Source organism: Streptomyces asoensis, assembly GCF_016860545.1.
GTDB classification, from domain to species: Bacteria; Actinomycetota; Actinomycetes; order Streptomycetales; family Streptomycetaceae; genus Streptomyces; species Streptomyces asoensis.
In genome coordinates this window covers 710420-736644 of sequence record NZ_BNEB01000003.1, presented here as the reverse complement: position 1 = coordinate 736644, position 26225 = coordinate 710420, and the positions used below count along the sequence as shown (strand labels likewise).

General features: G+C 72.8%; 21 protein-coding genes and 1 tRNA gene. 15 read left to right on the top strand and 7 right to left on the bottom strand.

The features are described 5' to 3' along the window. Positions 1-242 precede the first annotated feature (242 nt). Entirely contained in the window at positions 243-1739 is a 1497-nt protein-coding gene (locus Saso_RS15965; protein ID WP_189921413.1) for a potassium/proton antiporter, read from the bottom strand. 277 nt (positions 1740-2016) lie between these two features. Here Saso_RS15965 and Saso_RS15960 point away from each other — a divergent pair, with 277 nt between their 5' ends. Further along, positions 2017-4845, top strand: coding sequence for a penicillin acylase family protein (locus Saso_RS15960; RefSeq protein WP_189920860.1), 2829 nt, complete (start codon positions 2017-2019; stop codon positions 4843-4845). Positions 4846-4966: 121 nt separating this feature from the next. Here the strand turns inward: Saso_RS15960 and Saso_RS15955 are convergent, their stop codons facing one another. Beyond that, positions 4967-5581: a 5-formyltetrahydrofolate cyclo-ligase gene (locus tag Saso_RS15955; RefSeq protein WP_189920858.1), complete on the bottom strand. Its 615-nt coding sequence runs from the start codon at positions 5579-5581 to the stop codon at positions 4967-4969. A 104-nt stretch (positions 5582-5685) separates the two neighbouring features. Here Saso_RS15955 and galU point away from each other — a divergent pair, with 104 nt between their 5' ends. The 7 genes from galU (at position 5686) to Saso_RS15920 (ending at position 11206) form a co-directional block, all read left to right on the top strand. After that, a complete protein-coding gene (galU, locus tag Saso_RS15950; protein ID WP_189920856.1) occupies positions 5686-6588 on the top strand; it encodes a UTP--glucose-1-phosphate uridylyltransferase GalU in 903 nt (300 codons plus the stop codon). A 5-nt stretch (positions 6589-6593) separates the two neighbouring features. Next, on the top strand, positions 6594-7919 hold the full coding sequence (glp, locus tag Saso_RS15945; protein WP_189920854.1) for a molybdotransferase-like divisome protein Glp: 1326 nt from the start codon (positions 6594-6596) through the stop codon (positions 7917-7919). A 60-nt stretch (positions 7920-7979) separates the two neighbouring features. Beyond that, the gene (moaC, locus tag Saso_RS15940; protein WP_189920852.1) at positions 7980-8459 is read left to right on the top strand and encodes a cyclic pyranopterin monophosphate synthase MoaC; all 480 of its coding nucleotides are present in this window, start codon (positions 7980-7982) and stop codon (positions 8457-8459) included. Beyond that, positions 8456-8992: a MogA/MoaB family molybdenum cofactor biosynthesis protein gene (locus tag Saso_RS15935; protein ID WP_189920850.1), complete on the top strand. Its 537-nt coding sequence runs from the start codon at positions 8456-8458 to the stop codon at positions 8990-8992. Before moaC ends, Saso_RS15935 begins: the two co-directional genes overlap by 4 nt. A gap of 26 nt (positions 8993-9018) precedes the next feature. After that, positions 9019-9615, top strand: coding sequence for a GNAT family N-acetyltransferase (locus Saso_RS15930; RefSeq protein WP_229901214.1), 597 nt, complete (start codon positions 9019-9021; stop codon positions 9613-9615). Positions 9616-9751: 136 nt separating this feature from the next. Then, positions 9752-11050, top strand: a complete 1299-nt coding sequence (sepX, locus tag Saso_RS15925; protein ID WP_189920848.1) for a divisome protein SepX/GlpR — start codon at positions 9752-9754, stop codon at positions 11048-11050. An 82-nt stretch (positions 11051-11132) separates the two neighbouring features. Continuing rightward, positions 11133-11206: transfer RNA gene (locus tag Saso_RS15920), tRNA-Ala, on the top strand. 61 nt (positions 11207-11267) lie between these two features. On the opposite strand, the gene Saso_RS15915 is transcribed toward Saso_RS15920, so the two are convergent. Further along, positions 11268-13700 carry an ABC transporter permease gene (locus Saso_RS15915; RefSeq protein WP_189920846.1) on the bottom strand — a complete coding sequence of 811 codons (2433 nt, stop codon included), beginning with the start codon at positions 13698-13700 and terminating at the stop codon, positions 11268-11270. Further along, the gene (locus Saso_RS15910; RefSeq protein WP_229901213.1) at positions 13694-14527 is read right to left on the bottom strand and encodes an ABC transporter ATP-binding protein; all 834 of its coding nucleotides are present in this window, start codon (positions 14525-14527) and stop codon (positions 13694-13696) included. The genes Saso_RS15915 and Saso_RS15910 overlap by 7 nt, the downstream gene beginning before the upstream one ends. A gap of 134 nt (positions 14528-14661) precedes the next feature. Between Saso_RS15910 and Saso_RS15905 the strand changes: the two genes are divergently transcribed. Further along, positions 14662-16047, top strand: coding sequence for a sensor histidine kinase (locus Saso_RS15905; RefSeq protein ID WP_189920844.1), 1386 nt, complete (start codon positions 14662-14664; stop codon positions 16045-16047). After that, a complete protein-coding gene (locus Saso_RS15900) occupies positions 16029-16679 on the top strand; it encodes a response regulator (protein ID WP_229901212.1) in 651 nt (216 codons plus the stop codon). The genes Saso_RS15905 and Saso_RS15900 overlap by 19 nt, the downstream gene beginning before the upstream one ends. A 69-nt stretch (positions 16680-16748) precedes the next feature. On the opposite strand, the gene Saso_RS15895 is transcribed toward Saso_RS15900, so the two are convergent. Beyond that, a complete protein-coding gene (locus Saso_RS15895) occupies positions 16749-17231 on the bottom strand; it encodes a GNAT family N-acetyltransferase (protein WP_189920840.1) in 483 nt (160 codons plus the stop codon). Between the two features lie 100 nt (positions 17232-17331). Here Saso_RS15895 and Saso_RS15890 point away from each other — a divergent pair, with 100 nt between their 5' ends. Beyond that, the gene (locus Saso_RS15890) at positions 17332-18135 is read left to right on the top strand and encodes an exodeoxyribonuclease III (RefSeq protein WP_189920838.1); all 804 of its coding nucleotides are present in this window, start codon (positions 17332-17334) and stop codon (positions 18133-18135) included. 70 nt (positions 18136-18205) lie between these two features. Here Saso_RS15890 and Saso_RS15885 read toward each other — a convergent pair whose 3' ends face one another. Beyond that, complete coding sequence (locus Saso_RS15885) at positions 18206-18850, bottom strand: MerR family transcriptional regulator (RefSeq protein WP_189920836.1); 645 nt, start codon at positions 18848-18850, stop codon at positions 18206-18208. A gap of 144 nt (positions 18851-18994) precedes the next feature. On the opposite strand from Saso_RS15885, the gene Saso_RS15880 reads away from it, so the two are divergent. From Saso_RS15880 to Saso_RS15865, 4 genes are all read left to right on the top strand, one after another. Further along, positions 18995-20554 (top strand): flavin-containing monooxygenase, encoded by a 1560-nt coding sequence (locus Saso_RS15880; RefSeq protein ID WP_189920834.1) that lies wholly within the window; start codon positions 18995-18997, stop codon positions 20552-20554. A gap of 95 nt (positions 20555-20649) precedes the next feature. Beyond that, positions 20650-21498 (top strand): alpha/beta fold hydrolase, encoded by an 849-nt coding sequence (locus Saso_RS15875; RefSeq protein WP_372442471.1) that lies wholly within the window; start codon positions 20650-20652, stop codon positions 21496-21498. Beyond that, the gene (locus Saso_RS15870; protein WP_189920830.1) at positions 21495-22379 is read left to right on the top strand and encodes an SDR family oxidoreductase; all 885 of its coding nucleotides are present in this window, start codon (positions 21495-21497) and stop codon (positions 22377-22379) included. Before Saso_RS15875 ends, Saso_RS15870 begins: the two co-directional genes overlap by 4 nt. A 91-nt stretch (positions 22380-22470) precedes the next feature. Beyond that, a complete protein-coding gene (locus tag Saso_RS15865; protein ID WP_189920828.1) occupies positions 22471-22731 on the top strand; it encodes a hypothetical protein in 261 nt (86 codons plus the stop codon). A gap of 79 nt (positions 22732-22810) precedes the next feature. Here the strand turns inward: Saso_RS15865 and Saso_RS15860 are convergent, their stop codons facing one another. Further along, a complete protein-coding gene (locus Saso_RS15860) occupies positions 22811-26119 on the bottom strand; it encodes a S41 family peptidase (RefSeq protein WP_189920826.1) in 3309 nt (1102 codons plus the stop codon). Positions 26120-26225: the final 106 nt, after the last annotated feature.

The following is a 26225-nucleotide window of genomic DNA, read 5'->3' as shown; positions in this document are numbered from 1 at the left end:
CGCGGTGTGGACGGGGGCGCCGAGAGCTGTCCTCTTGCGCGTGCTGCGGTAGATGCCGGTACTCGCTGCACGAGGTGCCCCGGCCGCCATACGGTCGCGCCAGCTCTGCGTCAGGCAGAGTTGGTTCGATCAAGGTGTGCCTTCATCTTACAGGGATCAAGAAGCGTCACCCCTGTGAAAATGCGCACCATGAAGCGGGCCGCCTCCGAATGAAGGGGGTGTGAACGGTACGAAACGTGCACTTAACGTGTGCCGCCGGTGCCCAGCCAGCCGGCGAGCTTGCCGCCGTGGCCGACGGCGCGCAGTCGTCGTTCGGCCGCGTCGCGGACCGGGTCGGTGGCGACGACGAGGAGTTCGTCGCCGTGCCGCAGCACGGTCGTCGGCATCGGCACGAACGACGTCCCCTCGCGCACGACGAGGGTGACGGCCGCTCCGGCCGGCAGCCGCAGTTCGTTGACCTCGACGCCGTGCATCTTCGACCCCTCGGGGATCGCCACCGACAGCAGATGCCCGCGCAGCCGCTCCAGGGGCGCCGACTCGACGCCGAGGTCGGCGGCCTCGGGGTCGCCGCCCAGGCGCAGTTTGCGCGCCAGCCAGGGCAGCGTCGGCCCCTGGATCAGGGTGTAGACGACGACCAGGACGAAGACGATGTTGAAGATGCGGCGGCTGGCGTCGACACCGTTCACCATGGGGATCGTCGCCAGGATGATGGGGACGGCTCCGCGCAGGCCGGCCCAGGACATCAGGGTCTGCTCCTGCCAGGGCACCCGGAACGGCGTCAGGCACAGCACCACGCTGAGCGGGCGGGCCACCATGGTCAGCACCAGGCCGATGACGAGGGCGGGCAGCACGTCGTCGCCCAGTTCGTGCGGGGTCACCAGCAGGCCGAGCAGGACGAACATGCCGATCTGGGCGATCCAGCCGAGGCCGTCGGCGAACCCGCGGGTGGCGGGCCAGTGCGGCAGCTTCGCGTTGCCCATGACCATCGAGGCGAGATACACGCCCAGGAAGCCGCTGCCGTGCGCCAGTGAGCCCGCCGCGTAGGCGGTGACCGCGATCGCCATGACGGCGATCGGGTAGAGGCCGGAGGCGGGCAGCGCGACGTGCCTGAGGCCCCAGGAGCCCAGCCAGCCGACCGCGAGGCCGATGGCGGCGCCGATGGCCAGTTCCAGCGCTATCTCGCCGAGCAGGACGTACCAGTGCTCCACGGGGCCCGCCGTGGAGAAGGCGACCACCAGGATGACCACCGGGGCGTCGTTGAAGCCGGACTCGGCCTCCAGCGTGCCCGTCACGCGTGAGGGGAGGGGGATCTTGCGCAGGACGGAGAAGACCGCCGCCGCGTCCGTCGAGGACACCACCGCACCGATGATCAGCGCCTGTCGCCACTCCAGCCCGGTCACGAAGTGCGCGGCCGTGGCGGTGACGCCGACGCTGACCGCGACGCCGGCCAGTGCCAGCGCCGTGGCGGACGGCAGGGCCGGTTCGATCTCCTTCCACTTCGTGCCGAGGCCGCCCTCGGCGAGGATCACGACCAGGGCGGCATAGCCGATGACCTGGGTCATCTCCGCGTTGTCGAAGTGGATGTTGCCGATGCCGTCCTGGCCCATGAGGACGCCTATCCCCACGTACACGAGCAGGCTGGGGAGCCCGCTGCGCGAGGAGATCCGGACCGCTGCGACGGCGACGAGCAGGACGAGCGAGCAGACGAGCAGGAGCTGGTTGAGGTGGTGGACAGTCAGCGGCGGTTCCCTTCACCGGCGCGCGCGGCTTGCGCGCGGGCGCACATGTGCACGGATACATCGGACACGAAGCGATGCGCTCCGGACCCAACTACTTCGTTACCTTACCTAACTCTTGACGATTTCTTGACACTCGTCGGGAGAAGATCGAACATCCCTCCGGGCCGCTACCCGACTCCGCGTCAAGTGGCTCAAGGCCCTGCGCCTATGGTTGCTTCAGCGCTCAGTAGAAAGCACAGCCCGCCCTGCCGCTCGCGTTAGGACAGCAAGGACAGCGATGCCCCCCAATACCACCGCCACATCGGGTGACAAGCCCGGCAAGTCCGGCAGGAAAAAGGGGCGCAAAGCCCGTTTGATCGTGCTTGTGCTGGTGCTGGCCCTCATCGGAGGCATCGCCTACGGCGGCTACTGGTCCGTCAGCACGGTCCGCGCGTCCTTCCCGCAGACCAAGGGTTCGATCACGCTCGAAGGCCTCTCCGGGCCCGTCGACGTGAAGCGGGACGGCTACGGGATCCCGCAGATCTACGCGGACTCCGACGCGGACCTGTTCATGGCGCAGGGCTTCGTCCAGGCCCAGGACCGGTTCTACGAGATGGACGTCCGCCGCCACATGACCTCCGGGCGGCTGTCGGAGATGTTCGGCAAGAGCCAGGTCGACAACGACGAGTTCCTGCGCACCCTGGGCTGGGACCGGGTCGCCAAGGAGGAGTACGACACCAAGCTGTCGGCCGACACCAAGAAGTACCTCCAGGCCTACGCCAAGGGGGTCAACGCCTACCTGGCGGGCAAGGACGGCGCCGACATCTCCCTGGAGTACGCGGCCCTGGGCTTCACCAACGACTACAAGCCCGCCGAGTGGACCCCGGTCGACTCGGTCTCCTGGCTGAAGGCGATGGCCTGGGACCTGCGCGGCAACATGCAGGACGAGATCGACCGCGCCCTGATGACCAGCCGCCTCGGCCCGGCGCAGATCGCCGAGCTGTACCCGCAGTACCCGTACGACCGTAACCAGGCGATCGTCCAGGACGGCCAGTACGACGAACTGACCAATACGTTCGAGCAGGGCGACAGCAACAGCGACAGCAACGGCGGGAGCGGCAGCGGCAGCGGTTCGGGCGGCGGCTCCACGGGAAGCGGCTCGGGCGACGGCACGGGCACGTCGGGCGGTTCGTCGGGTTCCTCTTCGGGCACGGACGGTTCGGCCCTCCAGAGCCAGCTCTCGGGCCTGTACAACGTCCTGGACGACCTGCCCACGGCCGTCGGCGTGAACGGCAACGGCATCGGATCGAACTCCTGGGTCGTCGCCGGCAAGCACACGATCACCGGCAAGCCGCTGCTGGCCAACGATCCGCACCTGTCGGCCTCGCTGCCCTCCGTCTGGTACCAGATGGGGCTGCACTGCCGCGCCCTGTCGAGCAAGTGCCAGTACGACGTCTCCGGCTACACCTTCGCGGGCATGCCCGGTGTGGTCATCGGCCACAACCAGACCATCTCCTGGGGCATGACCAACTCCGGCGTCGACGTCACGGACCTCTACCTGGAGAAGCTCTCCGGCGACGGCTACCAGTACGACAGCAAGGTGAAGCCGTTCACCACGCGCGAGGAGACCATCAAGGTCGCCGGCGGCACCTCCAAGAAGATCGTCGTACGGCAGACGCAGGACGGCATGCCCCTGCTCTCCGACCGTGACGACGAGCTCGTCAAGGTCGGCAAGAAGGCGTCCGTGGACACCGCGGCGCCCGACCGCGGCGACGGTTACGGCGTCGCCCTGAAGTGGACCGCGCTCCAGGCGGGCACCACCATGGACGCCGTCTTCGCCATGGACCGGGCGAAGGACTGGGACGGCTTCCGCGAGGCGGCCGAGAAGTTCGACGTCCCCTCGCAGAACCTCGTCTACGCCGACACCTCGGACAACATCGGCTACCAGCTGCCCGGGAAGATCCCCACGCGCGCTAAGGGCGTCGACGGCTCGATCCCCACGCCCGGCTGGAACTCGAAGTACAAGTGGACCGGCACGATCGACTTCGACAAGCTGCCCTACGAGTACAACCCCGAGCGCGGCTACATCGTCACCGCGAACCAGGCCGTCATCGACAAGGACAAGTACCCCTACACGCTCACCACGGACTGGGGCTACGGCGCGCGCAGCCAGCGGATCACCGACCTGATCAAGAGCAAGATCAAGGGCGGCGGCAAGGTCTCCACCGACGACATGCGCCAGATGCAGCTGGACGACGACAGCGAGATCGCGAAGCTGCTCGTGCCCGTGCTGAAGAAGATCAACCTGGACGACCCGGACGTCCGCGAGGCGCAGAAGCTGCTGGAGAACTGGGGCTTCACCCAGGACGCCGACTCGGCGGCCGCCGCCTACTTCAACGCGGTCTGGCGCAACATCCTCAAGCTTGCCTTCGGCAACAAGCTGCCCAAGGAGCTGCGTGTCGAGGGCCAGTGCCTGTGGGTCGACCCGGTCAACACCACCGGGCCGGTCGACGACACCGACAAGGTGCGCGAGTGCGGCCAGCGCGACGCCGACCAGGCGCAGCCGGACGGCGGCGACCGCTGGTACGAGGTCGTGCGCAACCTGATGGCGAAGCCGGACAGCGACTGGTGGACGACGCCCGAGTCGGGCACCCGCCCCGGCGCCGACCACGACCGCGACAAGCTGTTCGCGCGCGCGATGATCGACGCCCGCTGGGAGCTGACCGCCAAGCTCGGCAAGGACATCGACACCTGGAGCTGGGGCCGGCTGCACCGCCTGTTCCTGAAGAACCAGACCCTGGGCACCAGCGGTCCCGGTTTCCTCCAGTACATCCTCAACCGCGGCCCGTGGAAGCTCGGCGGCGGCGAGGCGACGGTCAACGCGACCGGCTGGAACGCGGCCGGCGGCTACGGCGTCGTCTGGGTTCCGTCGATGCGGATGGTGGTCAACCTCGACGATCTCGACAAGTCGAAGTGGATCAACCTCACCGGAGCGTCGGGGCACGCGTTCAGCGCGCACTACACCGATCAGACGAGCAAGTGGGCCGACGGTGAACTGCTCGACTGGTCCTTCTCCAAGAAGGCGGTCGAGGACAGCACCAGCGACACCCTGGTGCTCAAGCCCTGAGTGAACCGCCGGCGGAAGAGAAGCCGCCGGTATGAGAAGGGGCCCTCCACGCGCGCGTGGAGGGCCCCTTCTCATACCGGAGTCGTACCGGCTTCCCATCGGCCTCGTACCGGCCCGGACGTCAGGTGAAGCGGCGCGTCCCCGAGGGTGTCACCACCGCGTGCACCGGCCGGTCGTGGGCCTCCTCCGGGACGCGTTCGACGACCTCGGTGTCGTACAGGAGCACCACCAGCGAGGGGCGGGCGCCGGAGTCCGACAGCCGGGCCAGTACGCGGTCGTACGAGCCGCCGCCGCGCCCCAGCCGCATGCCGCGCTCGTCGACCGCCAGCCCCGGCAGCAGCACCACGTCGGCGGTGGTCACGGCGTCCGGGCCGAGGCGCCGGCCGGACGGTTCCAAAAGAGCCATTTTTCCGCCGTGTTGGACGCGCGCGAGGGAGCCCTCCCCGGTGTAGGCGCCCCAGTCGAGGTCGTTGTCGGGCAACAGGGCGGGGAGCAGCACCCGCACGCCCCGCGCGTGCAGCGCGTCGAGCAGGGTGGTGGTGCCGGGTTCGGTGCCGACGGAGACGTAGGCGGCCACCGTGCGCGCGTGCGCGAGTTCCGGCAGCTCCAGGGCACGTTCGGCCAGTGCGGCGGCCGCCGCGCGCACGTCATCGGTCGTCAATCTGTTTCTCACGGCGAGGAACGCTCGCCGCAACATACGTTTGTCAGACTCTGGTCCGCCTTCGAGGTGGCTCATAGGTCGCTCCCGCACTTTTCCGACACCACAGCAATACGTTCATATGATCATTAATTGACCAGAGGCACAGATCCCTCTCAAAGTCACCGGATAAGGTTGCCGCCATGACTCAGTCGCACCCCAGGATCAGCAAGGCTGTCATCCCCGCAGCCGGCCTCGGCACCCGGTTCCTGCCGGCGACCAAGGCCACTCCCAAGGAGATGCTGCCGGTCGTGGACAAGCCCGCTATCCAGTACGTGGTCGAAGAGGCCGTCTCCGCGGGGCTCGACGACGTCCTCATGGTGACGGGCCGCAACAAGCGGCCCCTGGAGGACCACTTCGACCGCAACTACGAACTCGAGTCTGCGCTCCAGAAGAAGGGCGACGCCGCCCGGCTCGCCAAGGTCCAGCAGTCCAGCGACCTCGCGACCATGCACTACGTGCGCCAGGGCGACCCCAAGGGCCTCGGGCACGCCGTCCTGTGCGCGGCCCCGCACGTCGGACAGGAACCCTTCGCCGTCCTGCTGGGCGACGACCTGATCGACCCCCGCGACCCGCTGCTCCAGCGGATGATCGAGGTGCAGAAGCAGCACGGCGGCAGCGTCGTCGCGCTCATGGAGGTCGCCCCCGAGCAGATCCACCTGTACGGCTGCGCGGCCGTGGAGGCCACCGTGGACAGTGACGTCGTCCAGGTGACCGGTCTCGTGGAGAAGCCCGAGCCGGTGGACGCGCCGTCGAACTACGCGATCATCGGACGCTACGTCCTCGACCCCAGCGTGTTCGGCATACTGCGCCGGACCGAGCCCGGCCGGGGCGGCGAGATCCAGCTCACCGACGCCCTCCAGCAGCTCGCACAGGACGAGAAGATCGGCGGGCCCGTCCACGGCGTCGTCTTCAAGGGCCGCCGCTATGACACCGGCGACCGCGGCGACTACCTGCGTGCCATTGTCAGACTCGCGTGCGAACGTGAGGATCTGGGTCCGGACTTCCGGTCCTGGCTCCGCAGTTACGTCACCGAGGAGATGTAGCCACTTTGAGCACCGCCGCGCCCCGCCCCGCCGGCCAGGACCGCCTCTGGTCGGTGGACGAACACCTGGAGGACATCCTCGCCACCGTCCGCCCCCTGGAGCCCATCGAGCTGCAACTGCCCGACGCCCAGGGCTGCGTCCTGGTCGAGGACGTCATGGTGCCGGTCTCGCTGCCGCCCTTCGACAACAGCTCCATGGACGGCTACGCGGTGCGGGTGGCGGACGTCGCGGGCGCCAGCGAGGAGTTCCCGGCCGCTCTGGACGTCGTCGGGGACGTCGCGGCGGGACAGCCGGCCGACACGCTGCACGTGGGGCCCGGCCAGGCTGCCCGCATCATGACGGGCGCCCCGATCCCGCCCGGCGCCGAGGCCGTCGTCCCCGTGGAGTGGACCGACGGCGGACTGGGCGAGGGGCCGGTCGGCGCGATGCGCGCCCGCAGCCTCGCCCCCGAGCAGGCCGCGGGGCACGTGCGCGTGTACCGCTCCGCCGAGGCACGCGCGCACGTACGCGCGAAGGGCAGCGACGTACAGGCCGGGGACCGCGCCCTCGACGCCGGTACCGTCCTCGGACCGCCGCAGATCGCCCTGCTCGCCGCGATCGGCCGGGGCGCCGTACGCGTGCGCCCGCGCCCGCGCGTGGTCGTGATGTCCACCGGCAGCGAACTCGTCCAGCCCGGCGAGGAACTGGGCAGCGGCCAGATCTACGACTCCAACAGCTTCGCCCTCACCGCCGCCGCCCGGGACGCCGGAGCGATCGCCTACCGGGTCGGGGCCGTCGCCGACGACGCCGACACCCTGCGCTCCACCATCGAGGACCAGCTCGTCCGGGCCGACCTCGTCGTCACCACCGGCGGGGTGAGCGTCGGCGCGTACGACGTCGTCAAGGAGGCGCTGGAGCACGTCGGCGACGCGGACGAGGACGGCGGCGGCGTCGACTTCCGCAAACTCGCCATGCAGCCCGGCAAGCCCCAGGGGTTCGGCTCCGTCGGCCCCGACCACACCCCGCTGCTGGCCCTGCCCGGCAACCCGGTGTCGTCGTACGTCTCCTTCGAGCTGTTCGTACGCCCCGTCATCCGCACCCTCATGGGACTCGAGGACGTCCACCGGCCCACCACGCGCGCGAGGCTGGTCGCCGACAAGGCGCTGACCTCGCCGAAGGGCCGCAGACAGTTCCTGCGTGCCACCTGCGCCGACGGCACCGTCCGCCCCGTCGGCGGCGCCGGCTCGCACCTGGTCGCCGCCCTCGCGCACGCCGACTCGCTGATCGTCGTCCCCGAGGACGTGGAGTCCGTCGAACCCGGTGACGACGTCGAGGTGGTCCTCCTCGGCTGAGTGTTCCTGGTTGGGGGTACCGTGTCGCGCACAGCAGGCCGGACCGGGAGCGCCACCACCATGAGCACGCAGGACCGACTCACGCACATCGACGACGCGGGCGCCGCCCGTATGGTCGACGTCTCCGGCAAGGACGTCACCGCGCGCACCGCGCGGGCGGCCGGGCGCGTCCTGGTCTCGCCCCGCGTGATCGAGCTGCTGCGCGGCGAGGGCGTCCCCAAGGGAGACGCGCTCGCCGTCGCGCGCATCGCGGGCATCATGGGCGCCAAACGCACCCCGGACCTGATCCCGCTGTGCCACCCGCTGGCCCTCTCCGGGGTGACACTGGACCTGTCGGTCGCGGACGACGCCGTCGAGATCACCGCCACGGTCAGGACGACGGACCGCACGGGCGTCGAGATGGAGGCCCTCACCGCGGTCTCCGTCGCCGCGCTCACCGTGATCGACATGGTCAAGGCGGTCGACAAGAGAGCGGTGATCACGGACGTGCGCGTGGAGGAGAAGACGGGCGGCAAGTCGGGCGACTGGAGCCGGGCATGAGCGGCGGCACGCCGGCCGGCGCAGCGTCGCCCGCCCCGTACCGCGCGCTGGTCGTGACCGCTTCCAACCGGGCCTTTGCGGGTGTCTACGAGGACCGGGGCGGGCCGCTGATCGCCGAGGGCCTGCGCGGCTTCGGCTTCGCCGTCGACGGGCCGCAGGTCGTCCCCGACGGGGATCCGGTGGAGGCCGCGCTGCGGGCCGCCGTCGAGGCCGGGTACGACGCCGTCGTCACCACCGGCGGCACCGGCATCTCGCCCACCGACCGCACGCCCGAGGCGACCCGCGCGGTGATCGAGCGCGAGGTGCCGGGCATCGCCGAGGCCGTCCGGGCGTACGGCCGGGAGAAGGTGCCCACCGCGGCGCTCTCCCGGGGCCTGGCCGGGGTGGCCGGCGCCACCCTGATCGTGAACCTGCCCGGATCCACCGGCGGCGTGCGGGACGGCCTGGCCGTCCTGGAGCCGCTGCTGGTCCACGCCGTGGAGCAGATCCGTGGCGGCGACCATCCGCGACCCGGCCACGGGGGTGCCAGCTGAACGGCTCATCCTGGCCCGTCGAACTGGTGGAGGGCGACATCGTCCTGCGGCCCATAAGGCTGCGCGACCAGCGGGCCTGGCGCGAGGTCAACCGGCGCAACCGGGACTGGCTGCGTCCCTGGGAGGCGACCATCCCGCCGCCCGCGCCCAGCGGGCCGATCGCGCACCGGCCGACCTACCGGCAGATGGTCCGGCACCTGCGGTCGGAGGCGAACGCGGGGCGGATGCTGCCGTTCGTCATCGAGTACCAGGGGCGGCTCGTCGGGCAGTTGACGGTGGCCGGTATCACCTGGGGGTCGATGTGCTCCGGGCACGTCGGCTACTGGGTGGACGAGTCGGTGGCCGGCCGCGGGGTGATGCCGACGGCCGTCGCGCTCATCGTGGACCACTGTTTCCGGACCGTGGGACTGCACCGCATCGAGGTCTGCATTCGGCCCGAGAACGGCCCCAGCCGCAGGGTCGTGGAGAAACTCGGATTCCGTGAGGAAGGGCTGCGGCCGCGCTATCTCCACATCGACGGCGCCTGGCGCGACCACCTGGTCTTCGCGCTGACGGCGGAGGAGGTCCCGGAGGGCCTGCTGAACCGGTGGCGGCGCACGCGTTCGCAGAAGGCGTCCAATTGAATTAGCCGAATAAACGTTCGAAAATGATCGGTTGATCGCACCGGTCGCAAAAAAAGTTCGAAATATCAGCCAGATCGTGCGACACACCGGCCCAATTGGCGGATGGCCTCACGCAAACCCCTCTACCGTGTGAGGCGTGAGCAGCAGCGGCCTCATCTACGCAGTCATTGTCGGGGCCTGGGCCGCCTACTTGGTGCCGATGTGGCTCCGTAGGCAGGACGAGCTGAACGAGGCCCGTCCGACGGAACGCTTCAGCACCGCCATCCGGCTGCTGTCCGGACGGGCGGGGATGGAGCGCCGGTACGCCAAGGACCTACAGGCGCGCTCCACCGACGAGGGGGAGTCCGACGCCGACGTCCCGGACGTCGCCACCGCATCGGTGGACGTCCGGTCCTTCGCCATGCCTCCGACCCGCCCGCAGGTCAAGGCGTCGGTCCACGAGCGGGCCCCGGAGCGGGTCCAGGAGCGCGGACCGGAGCGCGGCCAGGAACGAGGGCCGGGACGGCCCGAGTCGGCCCGCGAACCCGCCCGTGAAGCGGTGCGCGAGCCCGCCGCTAAGCACGCGCGCGAGACGGGCGCCGCGCCCGCGGGCCGGCGCGTGCCGGCCGCCCGGCGTACCGCCTCCGAGCAGGCCTCGGCCGCGCGCGCCCAGCGCTCGAAGGCGCTCGCGCGCCGCCGGCGCACCACCGTGATGCTGTTCCTCGCCTTCACGCTCGGCGCGATCGTCGCGGCGGTCGGCGGGCTCACCTTCCTCTGGGCGCCCGCCGTGCCCGCCGTCCTGCTCAGTGCGTACATCGGCTATCTGCGCGCCCAGGAACGCCGCCGCTTCGCCTACCAGATGGACCGCAGGCGGGCCGAGGTGGCCGCGCAGCGGCTGCGCGAGCGTCAGCCGCGCCGCCGTGCGCCCGCCGCCCCCGCGGGCGCCTCCTCCGTCGACCACGGCCCCGACGCCGCCGCAGAGGAGCCGCACGCGGCCCCCGAACCGGAGACCGACCCGGGTCTGCTGGCGCTCGCCGCGGACCGCAGGGCGCTCGTCGAGCAGACCGACCACGCCGAGTGGGTCGACCAGCAGCGCGAGCGGCAGCGCCGGCCCGGGCACGGCGAGAGCTGGGACCCGGTCCCGGTGCCGCTGCCGACGTACGTGACCGCGCCGGTCGCGCCCCGCGCGACCTCCGACGTGGACCTCGGGGCGCCGGACGCGTGGAGCTCGGCCCGCTCCAGTGCGGTGGCGCCCGAGCACGACACGGCGGACGCGGGGAACACACCGGCCGAGGACTGCGAGGGGGCCGACCTCGGGGACGACGCGTCGGCCGACGGCGACGAGCGCAGCGACGCCCGCCGCGCCGCCTCGGCCCGGCGTTCGCGCGAACGCGGCCGCACCCCGCTGTTCGATCAGTACGAGGACGGCGAGCGGCCCCGGGCCGCCAACGAATGAGGAACCCGGCATCCGGCGCCCGGCCTCGGGGAACGGATTTCCAAGCACCCCGACGGGGATGCTAGAGTTTCACTCGTTGCAAGGGCCTGTGGCGCAGTCCGGTAGCGCACCTCGTTCGCATCGAGGGGGTCTGGGGTTCAAATCCCCACAGGTCCACGCAGCATAGAGCCCCCGTCGGGAAACCGACGGGGGCTCTATCGTGTTTACGCCCCCGGCTTCACGCCCTCGCCGCGCGGCGCAGGGCCGGTGCCGTCGATGCCAGTGCCGCGGTCGTCGCGAGCAGGGCGCACGCACCGGTGGTCCAGCCGAGCGCCGTCCAGGGCGGGACGACCGCCGCCGGGGCCGAGAGCAGCCGCAGCGCGCCGGCCAGAGCGGCCAGGTCGACGGCCGTCACCGCCAGACCCAGCAGGCCGCCCGCCGCCACCGCCGTCAGCGCCTCCGTGGCGGCCAGCCGCAGCACCTGTCCGGCCGTCGCGCCGGCCAGCCGCAGGCCCCGCACGTCGGACCGGCGTTCGGCGGCGGCCATGACCAGGGTGTTGGCGAGCGAGATGCCGGTGTACAGCAGCGCGATCCCGAGGACGAGCAGCATGCCGAGCCGGGTCGTGCGGTCGGTCCTCGGCCGGGCCGCCTCGATCCACCGCGCCCGGTCCACGACCCGCACCCCGTCCACGGCGCGCAGCGCCGCCGCGACCCCCGCCGCGTCGGCCCCGTCCGCCACCCGTACGTCCACCCGGTCCACGCCCGCGCCGCCCGCGTTGGCCGGGGTGACGTACGCGCCGTTGTCGCCGGTGCCGACGGCCAGCACGGCGGCGATCCGCAAGGTCCTCGGCGTACCGTCCCCGAGCCACACCCGTACCCGCTGTCCCACCCGGTGCCGGGCCCACTCCCGCGTCACCACGATCGATCCGTCGTCCAGGTCGGCGAGCCGCCCGGCGGCCACCGGCAGCCGTACGGTCGCGGCGAGCAGCGCCGGATTGGCCGCCCTGGCCTCGGACTTCACCAGTGCCACGCCGTCCTCCAGCGTGAACACGGCGGTGGCGGAACTCGCGGAGACGACCGTGCCGGGCACCCGCCCGAGACGCTCCAGCGTCCGCGCGCTCAGGGCCGTTCCGCTCCCGGGGGTCACCACGAAGTCGGCGGCCGTCCGCTGGCGCACCTCCGACGCCCTCGCCTCGCCGAGCGTCGCCGTCGCGCCCAGCAGGGAGCCCGCGAGCGCCACCGTGACCAGGACCGGTGCGGCCACGGCCGCCGTACGGCGGACCCGGGCGGTCGCCTCGGCGCGCGCCAACAGGCCGACCGTGCCCGGCAGTCGGGGCACCACCAGGCGCACCGTCAGCGGCGAGAGCAGCGCCACCGCAGTGATCAGCAGCATCGGACGGCTGATGTACGACTTGCGGTGCAGCAGTTCGCCCGGGTCGGTGACCAGGGTGTACGCGAGCGTCGCGACGGCGGCGAGCAGCAGAGCCGTTCCGCACACCAGACGTCCGCGGGTGAGCGCCCGCCCGTCCGCCGCGGCCTCGCGCAGGGCCTGCGCGGGGGCCGTGCGGCCGGCCCGCCAGGACGCGCCGAGCGCACCGCACAGGGCGACCAGCAGGCCGGTGCAGAAGGCCGACAGGCAGGGCCAGTCCGCGGGCGACGGGACGCCGATCACGTACCAGGCGGGGGCGAGCCCGCCGTCGACCACGAGGTCGCCCAGGAACGGCGCCCCGTACGCGCCCAGCGCGCAGCCCGCGGCCGAGGCGAGAGCGCCGACCAGCAGGGCCTCCGCGAGGACCGTCCGCGCGACCTGGCCCGGGGTGGCGCCCGCGGTGCGCAGCAGCCCGAACTCGCGGCGCCGCCGGTCCACCGCGAAGGCGAAGGTGGAGGCCACGACGAAGACGGACACGAAGGCGGCCACCCCGCCCGCCGTGCCGAACAGGGCGTTCAGCGCGGTGAGCGCCTCGGCGTCGCGGCCCGGCTCGGCGTCCGCGAGGCGCCGGTCGTCCCCGACGAGGACCCGTACGCCGGACGTCGCGTCCACGCGCGCGAGCGCCGTCCGCACGGCGGACGGGTCCGCCTCCACGACCAACTGCTCTACTCCGGGCGCGAGTCGCGCGGCCCGGGCGTCCTCGTAGAAGACGGCGTGCTCGAAGGCGCGGCCGCCGACCCTGCCGACCACGCGCGCGGGGCCGTCGGCGGTGTGCAGCAGGGTGCCTACGGCCGCCCAGTCGCCGCTGGTCACCACCTCGCCGGCCGTCTCGGGCGCGCGGCCCGCGGTCAGCGCGTAGGGGGTGAAGCGGGCCGTGGACCAGGGGTGGCCGACCAGGTCGTCCGGCGCCGCGGAACCGTCCGCCCGGACCGGGAAGGAGCGGTCCTCGGTGACCGGGCCGAGGGTGCGGAGGACGGCGACGGCGGCGGCGGGCACCGGGCGTGGCCGCGCCAGCTCCTTCGTCCGCTCGCCGGCCGCGGTCGCCACCCGCAGGGTGTCCTGGCCCCTGATCACCACCGGGGCCGCCGCGAACCGCTCCGGGGCGCGCACGGGCGCGTGCAGCGACGCGGCCAGCGCCTGGCCCATCACGGTCAGCAGGGCGACGCCGAGCGCGAGGGCGACGAGACTGCCGGCGAAGGCGACCCACCGGGCGCGCAGGGTGCGCAGCGCGACGCTCAGCACGCGGCACCCGCCGTGCTGTCGGACGTACCGACCGCAGTGCTGTCCGCAGTGCCGGCCGCGGTGCCGGCCGACGGGGTGTCCGCCGCGGTGCCCTGGGCGGTCTCCAGGCGCGCCATGCTCGCGGCGATCGTCTCCACGGACGTTCCGGCGCCCCGGAGTTCGCCGTGCACGCGGCCGTCGACGAGGAAGACCACCCGGTCCGCGTACGAGGCGGCGAGCGGGTCGTGGGTGACCATGACGACCGTCCGGCCGTCGTCGGCCAGGGAGCGCAGCAGGGTCAGCACCTCGCGGCCGCTGCCGGAGTCCAGCGCGCCGGTCGGCTCGTCGCCGAACAGGACCTCGGGGCGGGTGATCACGGCCCGGGCGAGCGCGACGCGCTGCTGCTGGCCGCCGGAGAGCCGGTCCGGGCGGTGGCCCGCGCGGTCGGCGAGCCCGACCTGCCGCAGGGCGTCGAGGACCTGTTCCCGGCGCGGACGACGGCCGGCCAGCCGCAGCGGGAGGGCGACGTTCTGCTCGGCGGTGAGCGCGGGCAGCAGGTTGTACGCCTGGAAGACGAACCCGATCCGCTCCCGGCGCAGCAGGGTCAGCCGCCGTTCGCTCAGCCCGGTCAGTTCGGTTCCGCCGATCCGCACCGACCCCGAGGTCGGCCGGTCCAGCCCGGCGGCGCACTGCAACAGCGTCGACTTGCCCGAGCCGGACGGGCCCATGACGGCGGTGAACGAACCCCGCGCGAGGGTGAGGCCGACGTCGTCGAGCGCGGTCACCCCGGTGCCCGGGGCGCCGTATCGCCTGCTCACGGCGGTCAGTTGGACGGCGTGTGTGGTCATGACCCCACGAAACCGCGTGCCCCCCGGCCCCGTCTGTCGGGCAGGACCGAGACCCGGGGTGGGGCCAGGCATACCCCCGGACCTACGGCCGCACCGATGGCCCCGGCGCCCCGCCCCCTTCTACGGTGATCCGCATGCATCCCCGCAACGTGTGGCAGGCACTGCTCCGCCCGGGATACCTGCTCTCGCCGTGGCCCTGGCGGGCCGCCGCCTATCTGCTGACGGGCGCGGTGACCGGAGCGGCGGTCCTCGTCGCCCTGGTCGCGGTGGTGGCGGTGGGCTCGGTCCTCGCGGTCGTCCTCGTCGGGCTGCCGCTGCTCGCGGCCCTCGCCTTCGCCGGTCTGCCGGTGGCCGCCCTGGAGCGGCGACGGCTGCGGCTCGTCGACGGCGACGACGCGAGCGGCGCGCACGCCGAGCCCCCGTCGCCGGGTCTGCGCCGCTGGCTCGCCACCCGGTTGCGGGAACGGGCCACCTGGCGGGAGCTCGGCCACACCCTGCTCACCGCCTGTTTCGTGTGGCCGGCCGAGGCGCTCCTGTTGACCGTCGCCCTGCTCGTCCCCCTCGCGACGCTCGCGACCCCGCTGCTGCTGGCGACGGCCGGCGGGGGACGCGAGACGAAGGTGCTCAAGGTGTGGACGGTCACCGGCTGGCCGGCCGCGTGCGGCGCCGCCGCGCTGGGCCTGCTGCTGCTGGCCGCGGGCGGGTACGTGCTCGGGGCGGCGGCGGGCGGCAGGGCCGCGCTGACCCGGCTCCTCGTCGCCCCGCGCGGTGGCGATCCGCGGTCCAGGGTCGTCGAACTGACGCGGTCACGCGCGCGGTTGGTCGACGCCTTCGAGGCGGAGCGCCGTCGTATCGAACGCGATCTGCACGACGGCGCCCAGCAGCGGCTCGTCGCGCTGAGCATGAGCCTCGGTCTCGCCCGGCTGGACGCCCCGCCCGGCGGACCGCTCGCGGGGCAGCTCGCGCGTGCCCACGAGGAGGCGGGCGCGGCCCTCGCCGAACTGCGCGAGCTGATCCACGGCATCCACCCCCAGGTCCTCGCCGACTACGGCCTGGAGGCGGCCGTCGCCGACGCGGCCGACCGCTCGCCCGTCCCGGTGGACGTGGAGTTCGACCGGCCGTCGCCGCGGCTCCCGCAGGCCGTCGAGGCCGCCGCGTACTTCGTGGTCCGCGAGGCGCTGGCCAACGTGGCCCGGCACAGCAGGGCCGCGCACGCGCGCGTGCGTGCGGAGCACCGGGCGGGACGGCTGCTCGTCCTGGAGGTGCAGGACGACGGCCGGGGCGGCGCCGACGGCGCGCGGGGCACCGGGCTCACCGGTCTCGCCGACCGGGTGTCGGTGCTCGATGGAAGACTGACGCTGACCAGTCCGCCGGGCGGACCGACCCTGCTGCGTGTGGAGATCCCTTGCGAGCCGATCCGGACGGACGAGCCGTCTCCGCCGAGCGAGCCGGTTCCGCCGAGCGGGACGACGCGGGTGGTGGGCCCGACGACGGAGGCGGGGTGCGGGGGTTGCGCGTAGTTCTCGCCGAGGACGGGGTGCTGCTGCGCGACGGTCTGACGGCGCTGCTGGCCCGCTTCGGGCACGAGGTCGTGGCGGCGGTGGGCGACGCGCCGGGCCTGCTCCGGGCGGTCGCCGACCACACACCGGACGTCGTCGTCACCGACGTGCGCATGCCGCCCGCCTTCCAGGACGAGGGACTGCGGGCCGCGGTGCGGCTGCGCGCCGAGCGGCCCGGGCTGCCGGTGCTCGTCCTGAGCCAGTACGTGCAGCGCGCGTACGCGGCCGAGCTCCTCGACTCCGGTGACGGCACGGGAGTCGGATACCTGCTCAAGGACCGGGTGGGCCAGGTCGAGCAGTTCGTGGACGCGCTCGGGGAGGTCGCGGCCGGCGGCACGGTCGTCGACCCGGAGGTCGTACGGCAGCTGCTGCGCCGGCGCCGGGATCCGCTGGCCCGGCTCACCCCGCGCGAGCGGGAGGTGCTGGCGCTGGTGGCGGAGGGGAAGTCCAACGGGGCGATAGCCCGTCAGCTCGTGGTGTCGGAGGCGGCCGTGGGCAAGCACATCGGCGGCATCCTCACCAAGCTGGACCTCCCTCCCGCGGACGACACGCACCGCCGCGTCCTCGCGGTGCTCGCCTACCTCAGGGGCTGAGGCGCGCAGGGGCCGGGCGAGCCCGTTCCCGCACCGGGTCGGCCCGGTCCCGAACCGAGGGGGTCCGGTTCAGGAACCGAGGGGCTTGGCGTAGCAGCGGCTGTTCTCGTACTCGCGGTAGTAGCCGAACTTCACGCACGGCTCGTACCCGCTGGAGGTGTACAGGGCGATGGCCTCCGGCTGCTCGGTGCCGGTCTCCAGGACCATCCTGGTGCGGCCGGCCGCCCGCGCGTCGTCCTCCAGCGCGCTGAGCATCCGCCGGGCCAGGCCTCTGCCGCGGACCTCGCGGATCACGAACATCCGCTTGAGTTCGGCGTCGCCGTCCTCGTGGCCCTTGCCGTCGTGGTCCTGGCTGCGCCAGCCGCCGGTGGCCACGGGCCGGTCGAACTCGTCGTAGGCGATGAGGTAGACCCCGCGCGGGTGCTGGAAGTCGGACGGTTGCAGGACCGTGGCGTCGCCGCCGTCGCCGTACCGCTCGTGGTACTCGGCCTGGACCTCGTCGTTGAGCTTGACGGCGTCGGGGTGGTCGAAGGGGACCGGGCGTATATTCATGCTGCTCACTGTAGTTGTATGCAGGTTTCTGGACGGAACGGGTTCGGACCCCGTCCAGTGTGCCGGTATCCGTCCGCAACCGTGCCTGTATCGTGCCCGGGTGCTGACCGTGACCTCCGTGAACGTGAATGGACTGCGTGCCGCCGCGAAGAAGGGCTTCGTGGAGTGGCTCGCGGACACCTCCGCCGACGTGCTGTGCCTCCAGGAGGTGCGGGCCGAGCCGGAGCAGCTGCCGGAGACGGTGCGGGCGCCCGAGGGCTGGTTCGTCACCCACGCCCCGGCCGCCGCCAAGGGCCGTGCCGGCGTCTCCCTTTACAGCCGCCGTGAACCGGACGCCGTCCGCGTCGGCTTCGGCTCGGCCGAGTTCGACGGCAGCGGCCGCTACGTGGAGGCCGACCTGCCGGGTGTGACGATCGCCTCCCTCTACCTGCCCTCCGGCGAGGCCGGCACGGACCGGCAGGACGAGAAGGTCCGCTTCATGGACGAGTTCCTGGCCTACCTCAAGGAGCTGCGCGTCCGGGCCGCAGCCGACGGCCGTGAGGTCCTGGTCTGCGGCGACTGGAACATCGCCCACCAGCAGGCCGATCTGAAGAACTGGCGCTCCAACACGAAGAACTCGGGTTTCCTCCCGGAGGAGCGGGACTGGCTGACCCGGGTCCTCGACCCCGCGGACGGCGGCTACCGGGACGTCGTGCGGTCGCTGCACCCGGACGCGACGGGCCCGTACACCTGGTGGTCGTACCGGGGGCGCGCCTTCGACAACGACTCGGGCTGGCGCATCGACCTCCAGGTGGCGACGCCCGCTCTCGGGGACAAGGCCGTCAAGGGGCTCGTGGAGCGGGCGGCCACGCACGGCGAGCGCTGGTCGGACCACGCCCCGGTCACCGTGGTCTACGACCTCTGAGGTGACCTGAGGGGCTGCCTCGTCCACGACCTGAGGAGGACCTCCCGGGGGTCCCTCGGGGCGGGGTCCCTCAGGTCGCGTTGTGCAGCCGTCGGTCCAGGGCGAGGGAGAGTTCCGCCTCGACGACGCTGCGGGCCAGGGGGCGCAGACGGGGCAGGTCGGCCTCGGTCGCGTGGCGCAGGATGAGGTCGGCGAAGAGGTCGGCGAGGGCGTCGGCGTGCTCGCGGACCCGGACACCCGCCGCGAGGACCTCGGCGAGCGGGATGCCCTCGCGCACCAGGGCGGAGGAGACGTCCAGCAGACGGCGGCTGATGTGGACGATCTCGTCGCCGTCGGTGCCCAGGTAGCCCAGGTCCAGGGCGGCGGCGAGGTTCTCCGTGGTGACCTGGCCCTCGAAGCGCGCGGCGAGCTCCTCGGGGGTCAGCCGGACCGGCTCCTCCTCGGTGGGGCCGCCGACGCCGAGGAGGTCGGCGACACCGCGGCCGTGGTCGAGGGCGTCGGCCAGCTCCGCGATGCCGGTGAGGGTGTGGCCGCGTTCCAGCAGCGCCGCGATGGTGCGCAGACGGGCCAGGTGATGATCGTCGTACCAGGCGATGCGGCCCTCGCGCCGGGGTGGCGCGAGCAGTTTGCGCTCGCGGTAGAAGCGCAGGGTGCGCACCGTGATGCCGGCCTCCGCGGCCAGCTCCTCCGTTCGGTACTCCCGCTTGTCCGTCACGGGCGAAGCCTATGTTGTACCGCCGGTAACTTTCCCTCTCCCGGCCCTACCCATCGGTACGGAGCTGCTCTACGCTCCCATTGCGCCAGTGTTCACTGGCATAGTCAGTCCGCAGAGTCGCACGCACGGCTAGGAGGCGTCGGGATGACCGAACACGTACGGGTGGCGGTGATCGGGTCCGGTTTCGGAGGACTGGGGGCCGCCGTGCGGCTGCGCCGCGAGGGGATCACCGACTTCGTCGTCCTGGAGCGGGCGGGCAGCGTCGGCGGGACCTGGCGGGACAACAGCTATCCGGGGTGCGCCTGTGACGTGCCCTCCCACCTGTACTCCTTCTCCTTCGCGCCCAACCCCGACTGGCCGCGCACCTTCTCCGGGCAGGAGCACATCCGCGCCTACCTGGAGCACGTCGCGGACTCCTTCGGACTCCGCCCGCACCTGCGGTTCGACACCGAGGTGCTGCGGACGACGTGGGACGCGCAGGAGCTGTGCTGGGACATCGAGACCACCGGCGGGCGCTACCGCGCCGACGTGGTCGTGTCGGCCACCGGACCGCTGTCCGACCCGAAGGTCCCGCAGATCCCGGGTCTCGACACCTTCCCCGGCAAGGTCTTCCACTCGGCGCGCTGGGACCACGACGCCGACCTCACCGGACAGCGGGTCGCCGTGGTCGGCACCGGCGCCTCCGCCATCCAGATCGTCCCCGCCGTCCAGCCCGACGTCTCGCGCCTGACGCTCTTCCAGCGCACCCCGCCCTGGGTGATGCCCCGCGTCGACCGGGCGGTCAGCGGCGCGGAGCGCGCCCTGCACCGGGCGCTGCCCGCCACGGCCCGGATGCGCCGCGGGCTGCTCTGGGGCATCCGCGAGCTCCAGGTCCAGGCGTTCACCAAGCATCCGAACCAGCTCGGTCTGGTCGAGCGGCTCGCGAAGCAGAACATGGCCCGCGCCATCAAGGACCCGGCCCTGCGCGCCCGGCTCACCCCGGACTACCGCATCGGCTGCAAGCGGATCCTGCTGTCCAGCACCTACTATCCCGCCCTCGCGCAGCCCAACGTGGACGTCGTCGCGAGCGGGCTGAGCGAGATCCGCGGATCCACGCTGGTGGCCGCCGACGGCACCGAGGCCGAGGCCGACGTGATCGTCTTCGGCACCGGCTTCCACGTCACCGACATGCCGATCGCCGAACGGGTGGTGGGCGCGGACGGGCGCACGCTCGCGGAGAGCTGGAAGGACGGCATGGAGGCCCTGCGCGGAGCCTCCGCCGCCGGATTCCCCAACTGGATGACGATCATCGGCCCCAACACGGGCCTCGGGAACTCCTCGATGATCCTGATGATCGAGTCGCAGCTCGCCTACATGGCCGACTACCTGCGCCAGCTCGACCTCCTGGCGGGCTCCCCGGGGCCCGGTGGCACGGGGCGCGGGCGCGCGGCCCTGGACGCCCGTCCGAGCGCCGTGCACGCCTGGAACCGGCGGGTGCAGGAGCGGATGAAGCGCACGGTGTGGAACACCGGCGGCTGCACCAGCTGGTACCTGGACGCGAACGGCCGCAACACCACCGTCTGGCCGGGCACGACGGCCGAGTTCCGGCGCGCCACCCGGCGCGTGGACCTCGCGGAGTACGAGGTCCTGCGCGCCCCGCGGGTGCGTCCGGCGGCCGGCGCGGCCGCGCAGGAGCCCGTCGGCGGGAACGAGGTGACGGCGTGACCTCCCCGGCCGCTTCCTCCGGCGCCTCCACCCCCCGGCCGACTCCCCGGCCGGCCACCGGACCGACCCCCGGGCCGGTCCATGAGCTCACCGCCGTGTCCGCGGACGGCACCCCGCTGCACGTCGAGGTCCACGGTCGCGCGGGCGCGCCGGCCGTCGTGCTGGCCCACGGGTGGACGTGCTCGACCGCGTTCTGGGCGGACCAGATCCGCGACCTCGCCGCCGACCACCGCGTCATCGCCTACGACCAGCGCGGCCACGGACGCACCCGGCCCAGCGCCGTGTGCAGCACCGACACCCTCGCCGACGACCTGGAGGCCGTCCTCGCCGCGACGCTCGCGCCCGGCGAGCAGGCAGTGATCGCCGGGCACTCCATGGGCGGCATGACCGTGCTGGCGGCGGCCGCCAGGGACGGCTTCCGGGAGCACGCGGCGGCCGTCCTGCTGTGCAGCACCGGTGCTTCGGCGCTGGTCGCCGAGTCCACCGTGCTGCCGCTGCCGCCCGGCCGGCTGCGGACCTGGCTGACCCGGCACGTCCTCGGGTCCCGGGCGCCCCTCGGACCGGTCACGCCGGTCGCCAAGCGGATCCTCAAGTACGCCACCATGGGCGCCGGTTCGGCCCCGCACATGGTGGACGCGTGCGCCCGCATCGTGCACGCCTGCCCGCGCAAGGTGCGGCACACCTGGTCGCACGTGCTGAACCTGCTCGACCTCGACCACGGCGTCGCCGCGCTGAGCGTGCCGACGGCGGTGATCGTCGGGACCGGGGACCGGCTCACCCCGCCGGTGCACGCCCGCCGGATCGCCGCCTCGCTCCCGCACTGCGTCGGGCTCACCGAACTGCCCGGCCTCGGCCACATGACACCGGTCGAGGCACCCGAACTGGTCACCGGCCGGATCCGGGAACTCGTCACCACGTACGCACAGTCGAAGGAGGGCGCATGAGCGGGGTCAGCCTCGAAGGACGGGTCGCCGTAGTGACCGGGGCCGCGCGGGGCGTCGGGGAGCTGCTCGCCCGCAAGCTCTCCGCGCGCGGCGCGAAGGTCGCGCTGATCGGCCTGGAGCCGGACGAGCTCAAGCGGGTCTGCGAGCGGCTGCACGGCGACAGCGACCACTGGTACGCCGACGTCACCGACCACGAGGCGATGACCCGCGTCGCGGCGCAGGTGAAGGAGCGCTTCGGCAAGGTGGACATCGTGGTCGCCAACGCCGGTGTCGCCAACGGCGGTCCGTTCGCCGACTCCGACCCGCAGGCCTGGCGCCGGGTCATCGAGGTCAATCTGATCGGCTCCGCCGTCACGGCCCGCGCGTTCCTGCCGCTGCTGCGGGAGAGCCGCGGCTACCTGCTCCAGATCGCCTCGCTCGCCGCGATCACCCCGGCGCCGATGATGACCGCGTACTGCGCGTCCAAGTCGGGCGTGGAGGCGTACGCGCACAGTCTGCGCGCCGAGGTCGCTCACCTGGGGGTCCGGGTCGGCGTCGGCTATCTGTCCTGGACCGACACCGACATGGTGCGGGGGGCCGATCAGGACGACGTCATGCGGGAGTTGAGGCAGCGGCTGCCGTGGCCGGCCAACAAGACGTACCCGCTGGGGCCGGCCGTCGACCGGCTCGTGGCCGGGATCGAGCGGCGTTCCTCGCACGTGTACGGACAGTGGTGGCTGCGGGGCATGCAGGGCGTGCGCGGCTACCTGCCCGGGCTCATCGGCACGGTGGGACAACGGGAGATGAGGCGGTTCGCGCCCAGGCTGCAAGGGATGCGCACGGGCCTGGTGGGCGCGGGCGGTTCCGCCGACGAACAGGCCAGGGCTACGCAGCGTAGTTGATCGAGATGCGTGGGGTGAGCGCCCGTGTGAATCTGGTCGAGGCCCCACCAAGGGGCCCAGATCCCCTCATCTCCCACAGGAGTGAACCCACATGGGTATGAAGGACAAGTTCCAGGACCAGGCCGAGCAGTTCAAGCAGCAGGCCAAGCAGAAGGTCGGGCAGGCCAAGGAGCAGGCCCAGCAGCGTGGCCAGCAGCGTCCGGGCGAGCGTCCCGGTGAGCGCCCGGGCGAGCGTCCCGGTGAGCGGTCCGGCGGGCGTCCCGGTGAGCGGCCCGGCGAGCGTTCCGGCCAGCAGCCGGAGCGGATGCGGCGCGAGGACACCGAGCGCATCGCGCAGGACTTCGACGTCTAGCCGTTCCAGGCTGACGCGTTGACGTGGGGCGCCCTCCCTCGGGAGGGCGCCCCTGCGTTCGTGGCCGGTGCGCGGCGGTTCAGCCGGCGTCGCGCGGGGGCAGCGGGGGCCGCGAGCGGTCGGGCACGTTCTCGTGACCGGGCGGGGTGGCCGGCGGATGGTCGGTGAGCAGGTCCAGGGCCAGCCGTACGGCGTCGTCGAGCTGGGCGTGGCGGCCCTCGGCCCAGTCGAGGGGGGTGCGCAGCACTTCGAGGTCGGGGGTGACGCCCTCGTTCTCCACCGACCAGCCGTAGGCGTCGAACCAGGCGGCGTTCATGGGGACGGTGATGACCGTGCCGTCGCCGAGCCGGTGGCGTCCGGTCATGCCGACGACGCCGCCCCAGGTGCGCTGACCGACCACGGGGCCGAGCCCCAGCAGTTTGAAGGCGGCCGTGATCATGTCGCCGTCCGAGGAGGTCGCCTCGTCGGCGAGGGCCACCACCGGACCCCTCGGCGCGTTCGAGGCGTACGACACCGGCTGTGCGTCACGGGTGAGGTCCCAGCCCAGGATCCTGCGGGTCAGCTTCTCCACCACCAGCTCGCTGATGTGGCCGCCCGCGTTGCCGCGCACGTCCACCAGCAGCGCCGGCCTGGACATCTCCATCCGCAGGTCGCGGTTGAACTGGGCCCAGCCCGAACCGCCCATGTCGGGGATGTGCAGATAGCCGCACCGGCCGTCGCTCAACTCCCTCACCACGGCGCGGCGTTTGGCCACCCAGTCCTGGTAGCGCAGGGTCCGTTCGTCGGTGAGCGGGACCACGGCCACCCGGCGCGGGCGGCCGCCCGCGCCCTCGGCCGGGGTGAAGGTGAGTTCGACGGTGGTGCCGCCCGCGCCGGCCAGCAGCGGGTACGGGCCGGTCACCGGGTCGACGGCGCGGCCGTTCACGTGCGTGAGCACGGCTCCTTCCCGGATCCCCGTACCGGCCAGCGGGGAGCGCGCCTTGGAGTCGGAGGAGTCGCCCGGCAGGATCCGCCGGACCGTCCAGCCCGCCTCGCGGTGCACGAGGTTGGCGCCCAGCAGGCCCTGGAGGCGCTGGTAGTGCGGCGGGCCCTCGTTGCGGCGGGCGGCGGTGACATAGGCGTGGGACGTGCCCAGTTCGCCCAGCACCTCACGCAGCAGGTCGGCGAACTCGTCCGGCGACGCGACCCGTTCGACGAGCGGCCGGTACTGGTCGAGGATCGCGTCCCAGTCGATGCCGCACATGCCCGGGTCCCAGAAGTACGCGCGGATCAGCCGCCCGGCCTCCTCGTAGGACTGGCGCCACTCGGCGCCGGGGTCCACCTCGTGCAGGATGCGCCGCAGGTCGATCCAGACCGTGGAGTCCAGGTCGCCGCTCTCCGAGGACGGCACGGCCCGCAGGTCGCCCTCGTCGACCACGACCAGCCGGGAGCCGTCCCCGCTGAGCGCGAACCAGTCGAGGTGGTCGACGAGTTCGGTCCGCTTCGCCTTGCCGATGCCGAAGTGTTCGAGCGTCGGCCGTCCGCTGGTGTCGTCCGGGTTGGCGAACGTCTCGCCGAGCGCGCCGGAGATCGGCCAGCGCAGCCACACCAGCCCGCCGCCCGCCACCGGGTACAGCGCCGAGTACTTGGACGCCGGCACCGGGAACGGCGTGACCCGGCTCTCCAGCCCCTCGGTCTCGACGGTCACGGTCCCGTCGCCGCCCTCGTCGTCGGCGACGGGGTCCAGGCCTCCGGCGGCCGGGCGGCCCTCCGGGGTGAGGGCGAAGGGCGAGGGGGTCGCCGACGACAGCGGCACGAGGTAGGGGCGGCAGCCCAGCGGGAAGGACAGGTCGCCGGTGTGCACGTCGTACACCGGGTCGAAGCCGCGCCAGGAGAGGAAGGCCAGGTAGCGGCCGTCCCGGGTGAAGACCGGGTTCTCGTCCTCGAAGCGGCCGTCCGTGACGTCCACGACGAGCCGGTCCTTCATGCGGGCCATCCTGATCTGCCGCAGCGACCGGCCGATCCCCGGGTGCGACCAGGTCAGCCAGCTGCCGTCGGGGGAGAAGGCCAGGTCGCGCACGGGCCCGTTGGCCGAGGCGGCCAGCTCGGTGACCTCGGCCCCGCCCCCGGGAGGGCTGTCGCCTTCCGGGGCGTCTTCGGGGTCGCCGTCGGGGACGGTGAGGTCGTCGGGGACCGTGATCAGCAGCAGCCGTCCGTCGTGCGAGGCGACGGCGAGGCGTTCGCCCTGCGGGTCGCAGACCATCTCCAGGACCCGCCCGAGCCGTCCCGCGGCCAGCCGCCGGGGCTCGCGGGCGCCGGTGGCCCGCGGCAGGTGGGCGATCTCGACGGCGTCCTCGCCCTCCGCGTCCGTGACATAGGCGATCCGGCCGCCCGGGCCGAGCATCTCCGGCAGCCGGACCCGTACCCCGGGGGTGTCGGTGATCGTCCGGGCGGGGCCGTCCCGGTGCGTCAGCCAGTACAGGCTGCCGCGGACGACGACCGCGCTCGCCCGTCCCGTCTCGTCGACGGAGATGCCGTCCACGTGCTGGGCGGCCGGGATCTGGTACGGCCGGCGCCCCGCGCGCGGCCCGCCGAGCCGTACGTCGATCCGGCGCGGCGCGGAGCCGGCGGCGAGGTCGTCGACGATCCACAGGTCCCCCGCGCACTGGTACACCACGCGCGTGCCGTCGCTCGCGGCGTGCCGGGCGTAGAAGGCGTCGTGGTCGGTGTGCCGGCGCAGGTCGGAGCCGTCGTGGGCGCAGGAGTAGAGGTTGCCGACGCCTTCGTGGTCGGAGAGGAAGGCGATCCGGCCGCCGGCGAAGAGGGGGGAGTGCAGATGGCCGTCGAGGTCCTCCAGGAGCCGGTGCCCGTGCAGCCACAGGCGGCCCGTCGCCCCGCCCCGGTAGCGCTTCCAGGCGGCGGGTTCGTGCGGTGGGGTGCCGGTGAGCAGGAGGGTTCTGCGCTCGCCGTCGAGGTCGGCGCACTGGAGGTCGGAGACCGGGCCCCAGGGGAGTTTGCGGCCGGGGTCGCCGTCGGTGGCGAGCTTGTAGGCCCAGGTGAAGTAGGAGAAGGGCTCGCCGTGGGAGGCGACGGCGAGGATGTCGCTGGTGCCGTCCTGGTCGGGGGGTGTCCAGCCGCGGACCTGGGTGTCGGAGCTGCCCCAGTAGGTCAGCTGCCGCCCGGGTCCGCCGTCCACGGGCACCAGGTGGATCTCCGGGACGAGACTGCGCCAGCTCGTGTACGCGATCTGGCTGCCGTCGGGGGAGAAGCGGGGGTGCCCGGCCTTGGTGCGGTCGGCGGTGAGCCGCCAGGCGCGGCCGGGGCCGTCCAGGGGGGCCAGCCAGAGGTCGTCCTCGGCCACGAAGCACAGCAGGTCACCGTTGAGGTGGGGCAGGCGCAGATAGCTCACCTGTCCATGCTTTTCCGGCGAATGGGGCCGGGCAAGTCGTGCGCCCCTCTTACGCGGGCTTCACCTTCGTGAGCCAGCACACGTACGAAACGGTTTCGTTTCGTTG

What these genes read in the sequence shown, in the direction of transcription:
- galU (WP_189920856.1), top strand. Translation starts at nt 5,686, where the DNA reads ATGACTCAGTCGCACCCCAGGATCAGCAAGGCTGTCATCCCCGCAGCC.
- Saso_RS15895 (WP_189920840.1), bottom strand. Translation starts at nt 17,231, where the DNA reads ATGAATATACGCCCGGTCCCCTTCGACCACCCCGACGCCGTCAAGCTC.
- Saso_RS15955 (WP_189920858.1), bottom strand. Translation starts at nt 5,581, where the DNA reads ATGAGCCACCTCGAAGGCGGACCAGAGTCTGACAAACGTATGTTGCGG.
- Saso_RS15865 (WP_189920828.1), top strand. Translation starts at nt 22,471, where the DNA reads ATGGGTATGAAGGACAAGTTCCAGGACCAGGCCGAGCAGTTCAAGCAG.
- Saso_RS15870 (WP_189920830.1), top strand. Translation starts at nt 21,495, where the DNA reads ATGAGCGGGGTCAGCCTCGAAGGACGGGTCGCCGTAGTGACCGGGGCC.
- Saso_RS15905 (WP_189920844.1), top strand. Translation starts at nt 14,662, where the DNA reads ATGCATCCCCGCAACGTGTGGCAGGCACTGCTCCGCCCGGGATACCTG.
- Saso_RS15880 (WP_189920834.1), top strand. Translation starts at nt 18,995, where the DNA reads ATGACCGAACACGTACGGGTGGCGGTGATCGGGTCCGGTTTCGGAGGA.
- moaC (WP_189920852.1), top strand. Translation starts at nt 7,980, where the DNA reads ATGAGCACGCAGGACCGACTCACGCACATCGACGACGCGGGCGCCGCC.
- Saso_RS15935 (WP_189920850.1), top strand. Translation starts at nt 8,456, where the DNA reads ATGAGCGGCGGCACGCCGGCCGGCGCAGCGTCGCCCGCCCCGTACCGC.
- Saso_RS15910 (WP_229901213.1), bottom strand. Translation starts at nt 14,527, where the DNA reads ATGACCACACACGCCGTCCAACTGACCGCCGTGAGCAGGCGATACGGC.
- Saso_RS15960 (WP_189920860.1), top strand. Translation starts at nt 2,017, where the DNA reads ATGCCCCCCAATACCACCGCCACATCGGGTGACAAGCCCGGCAAGTCC.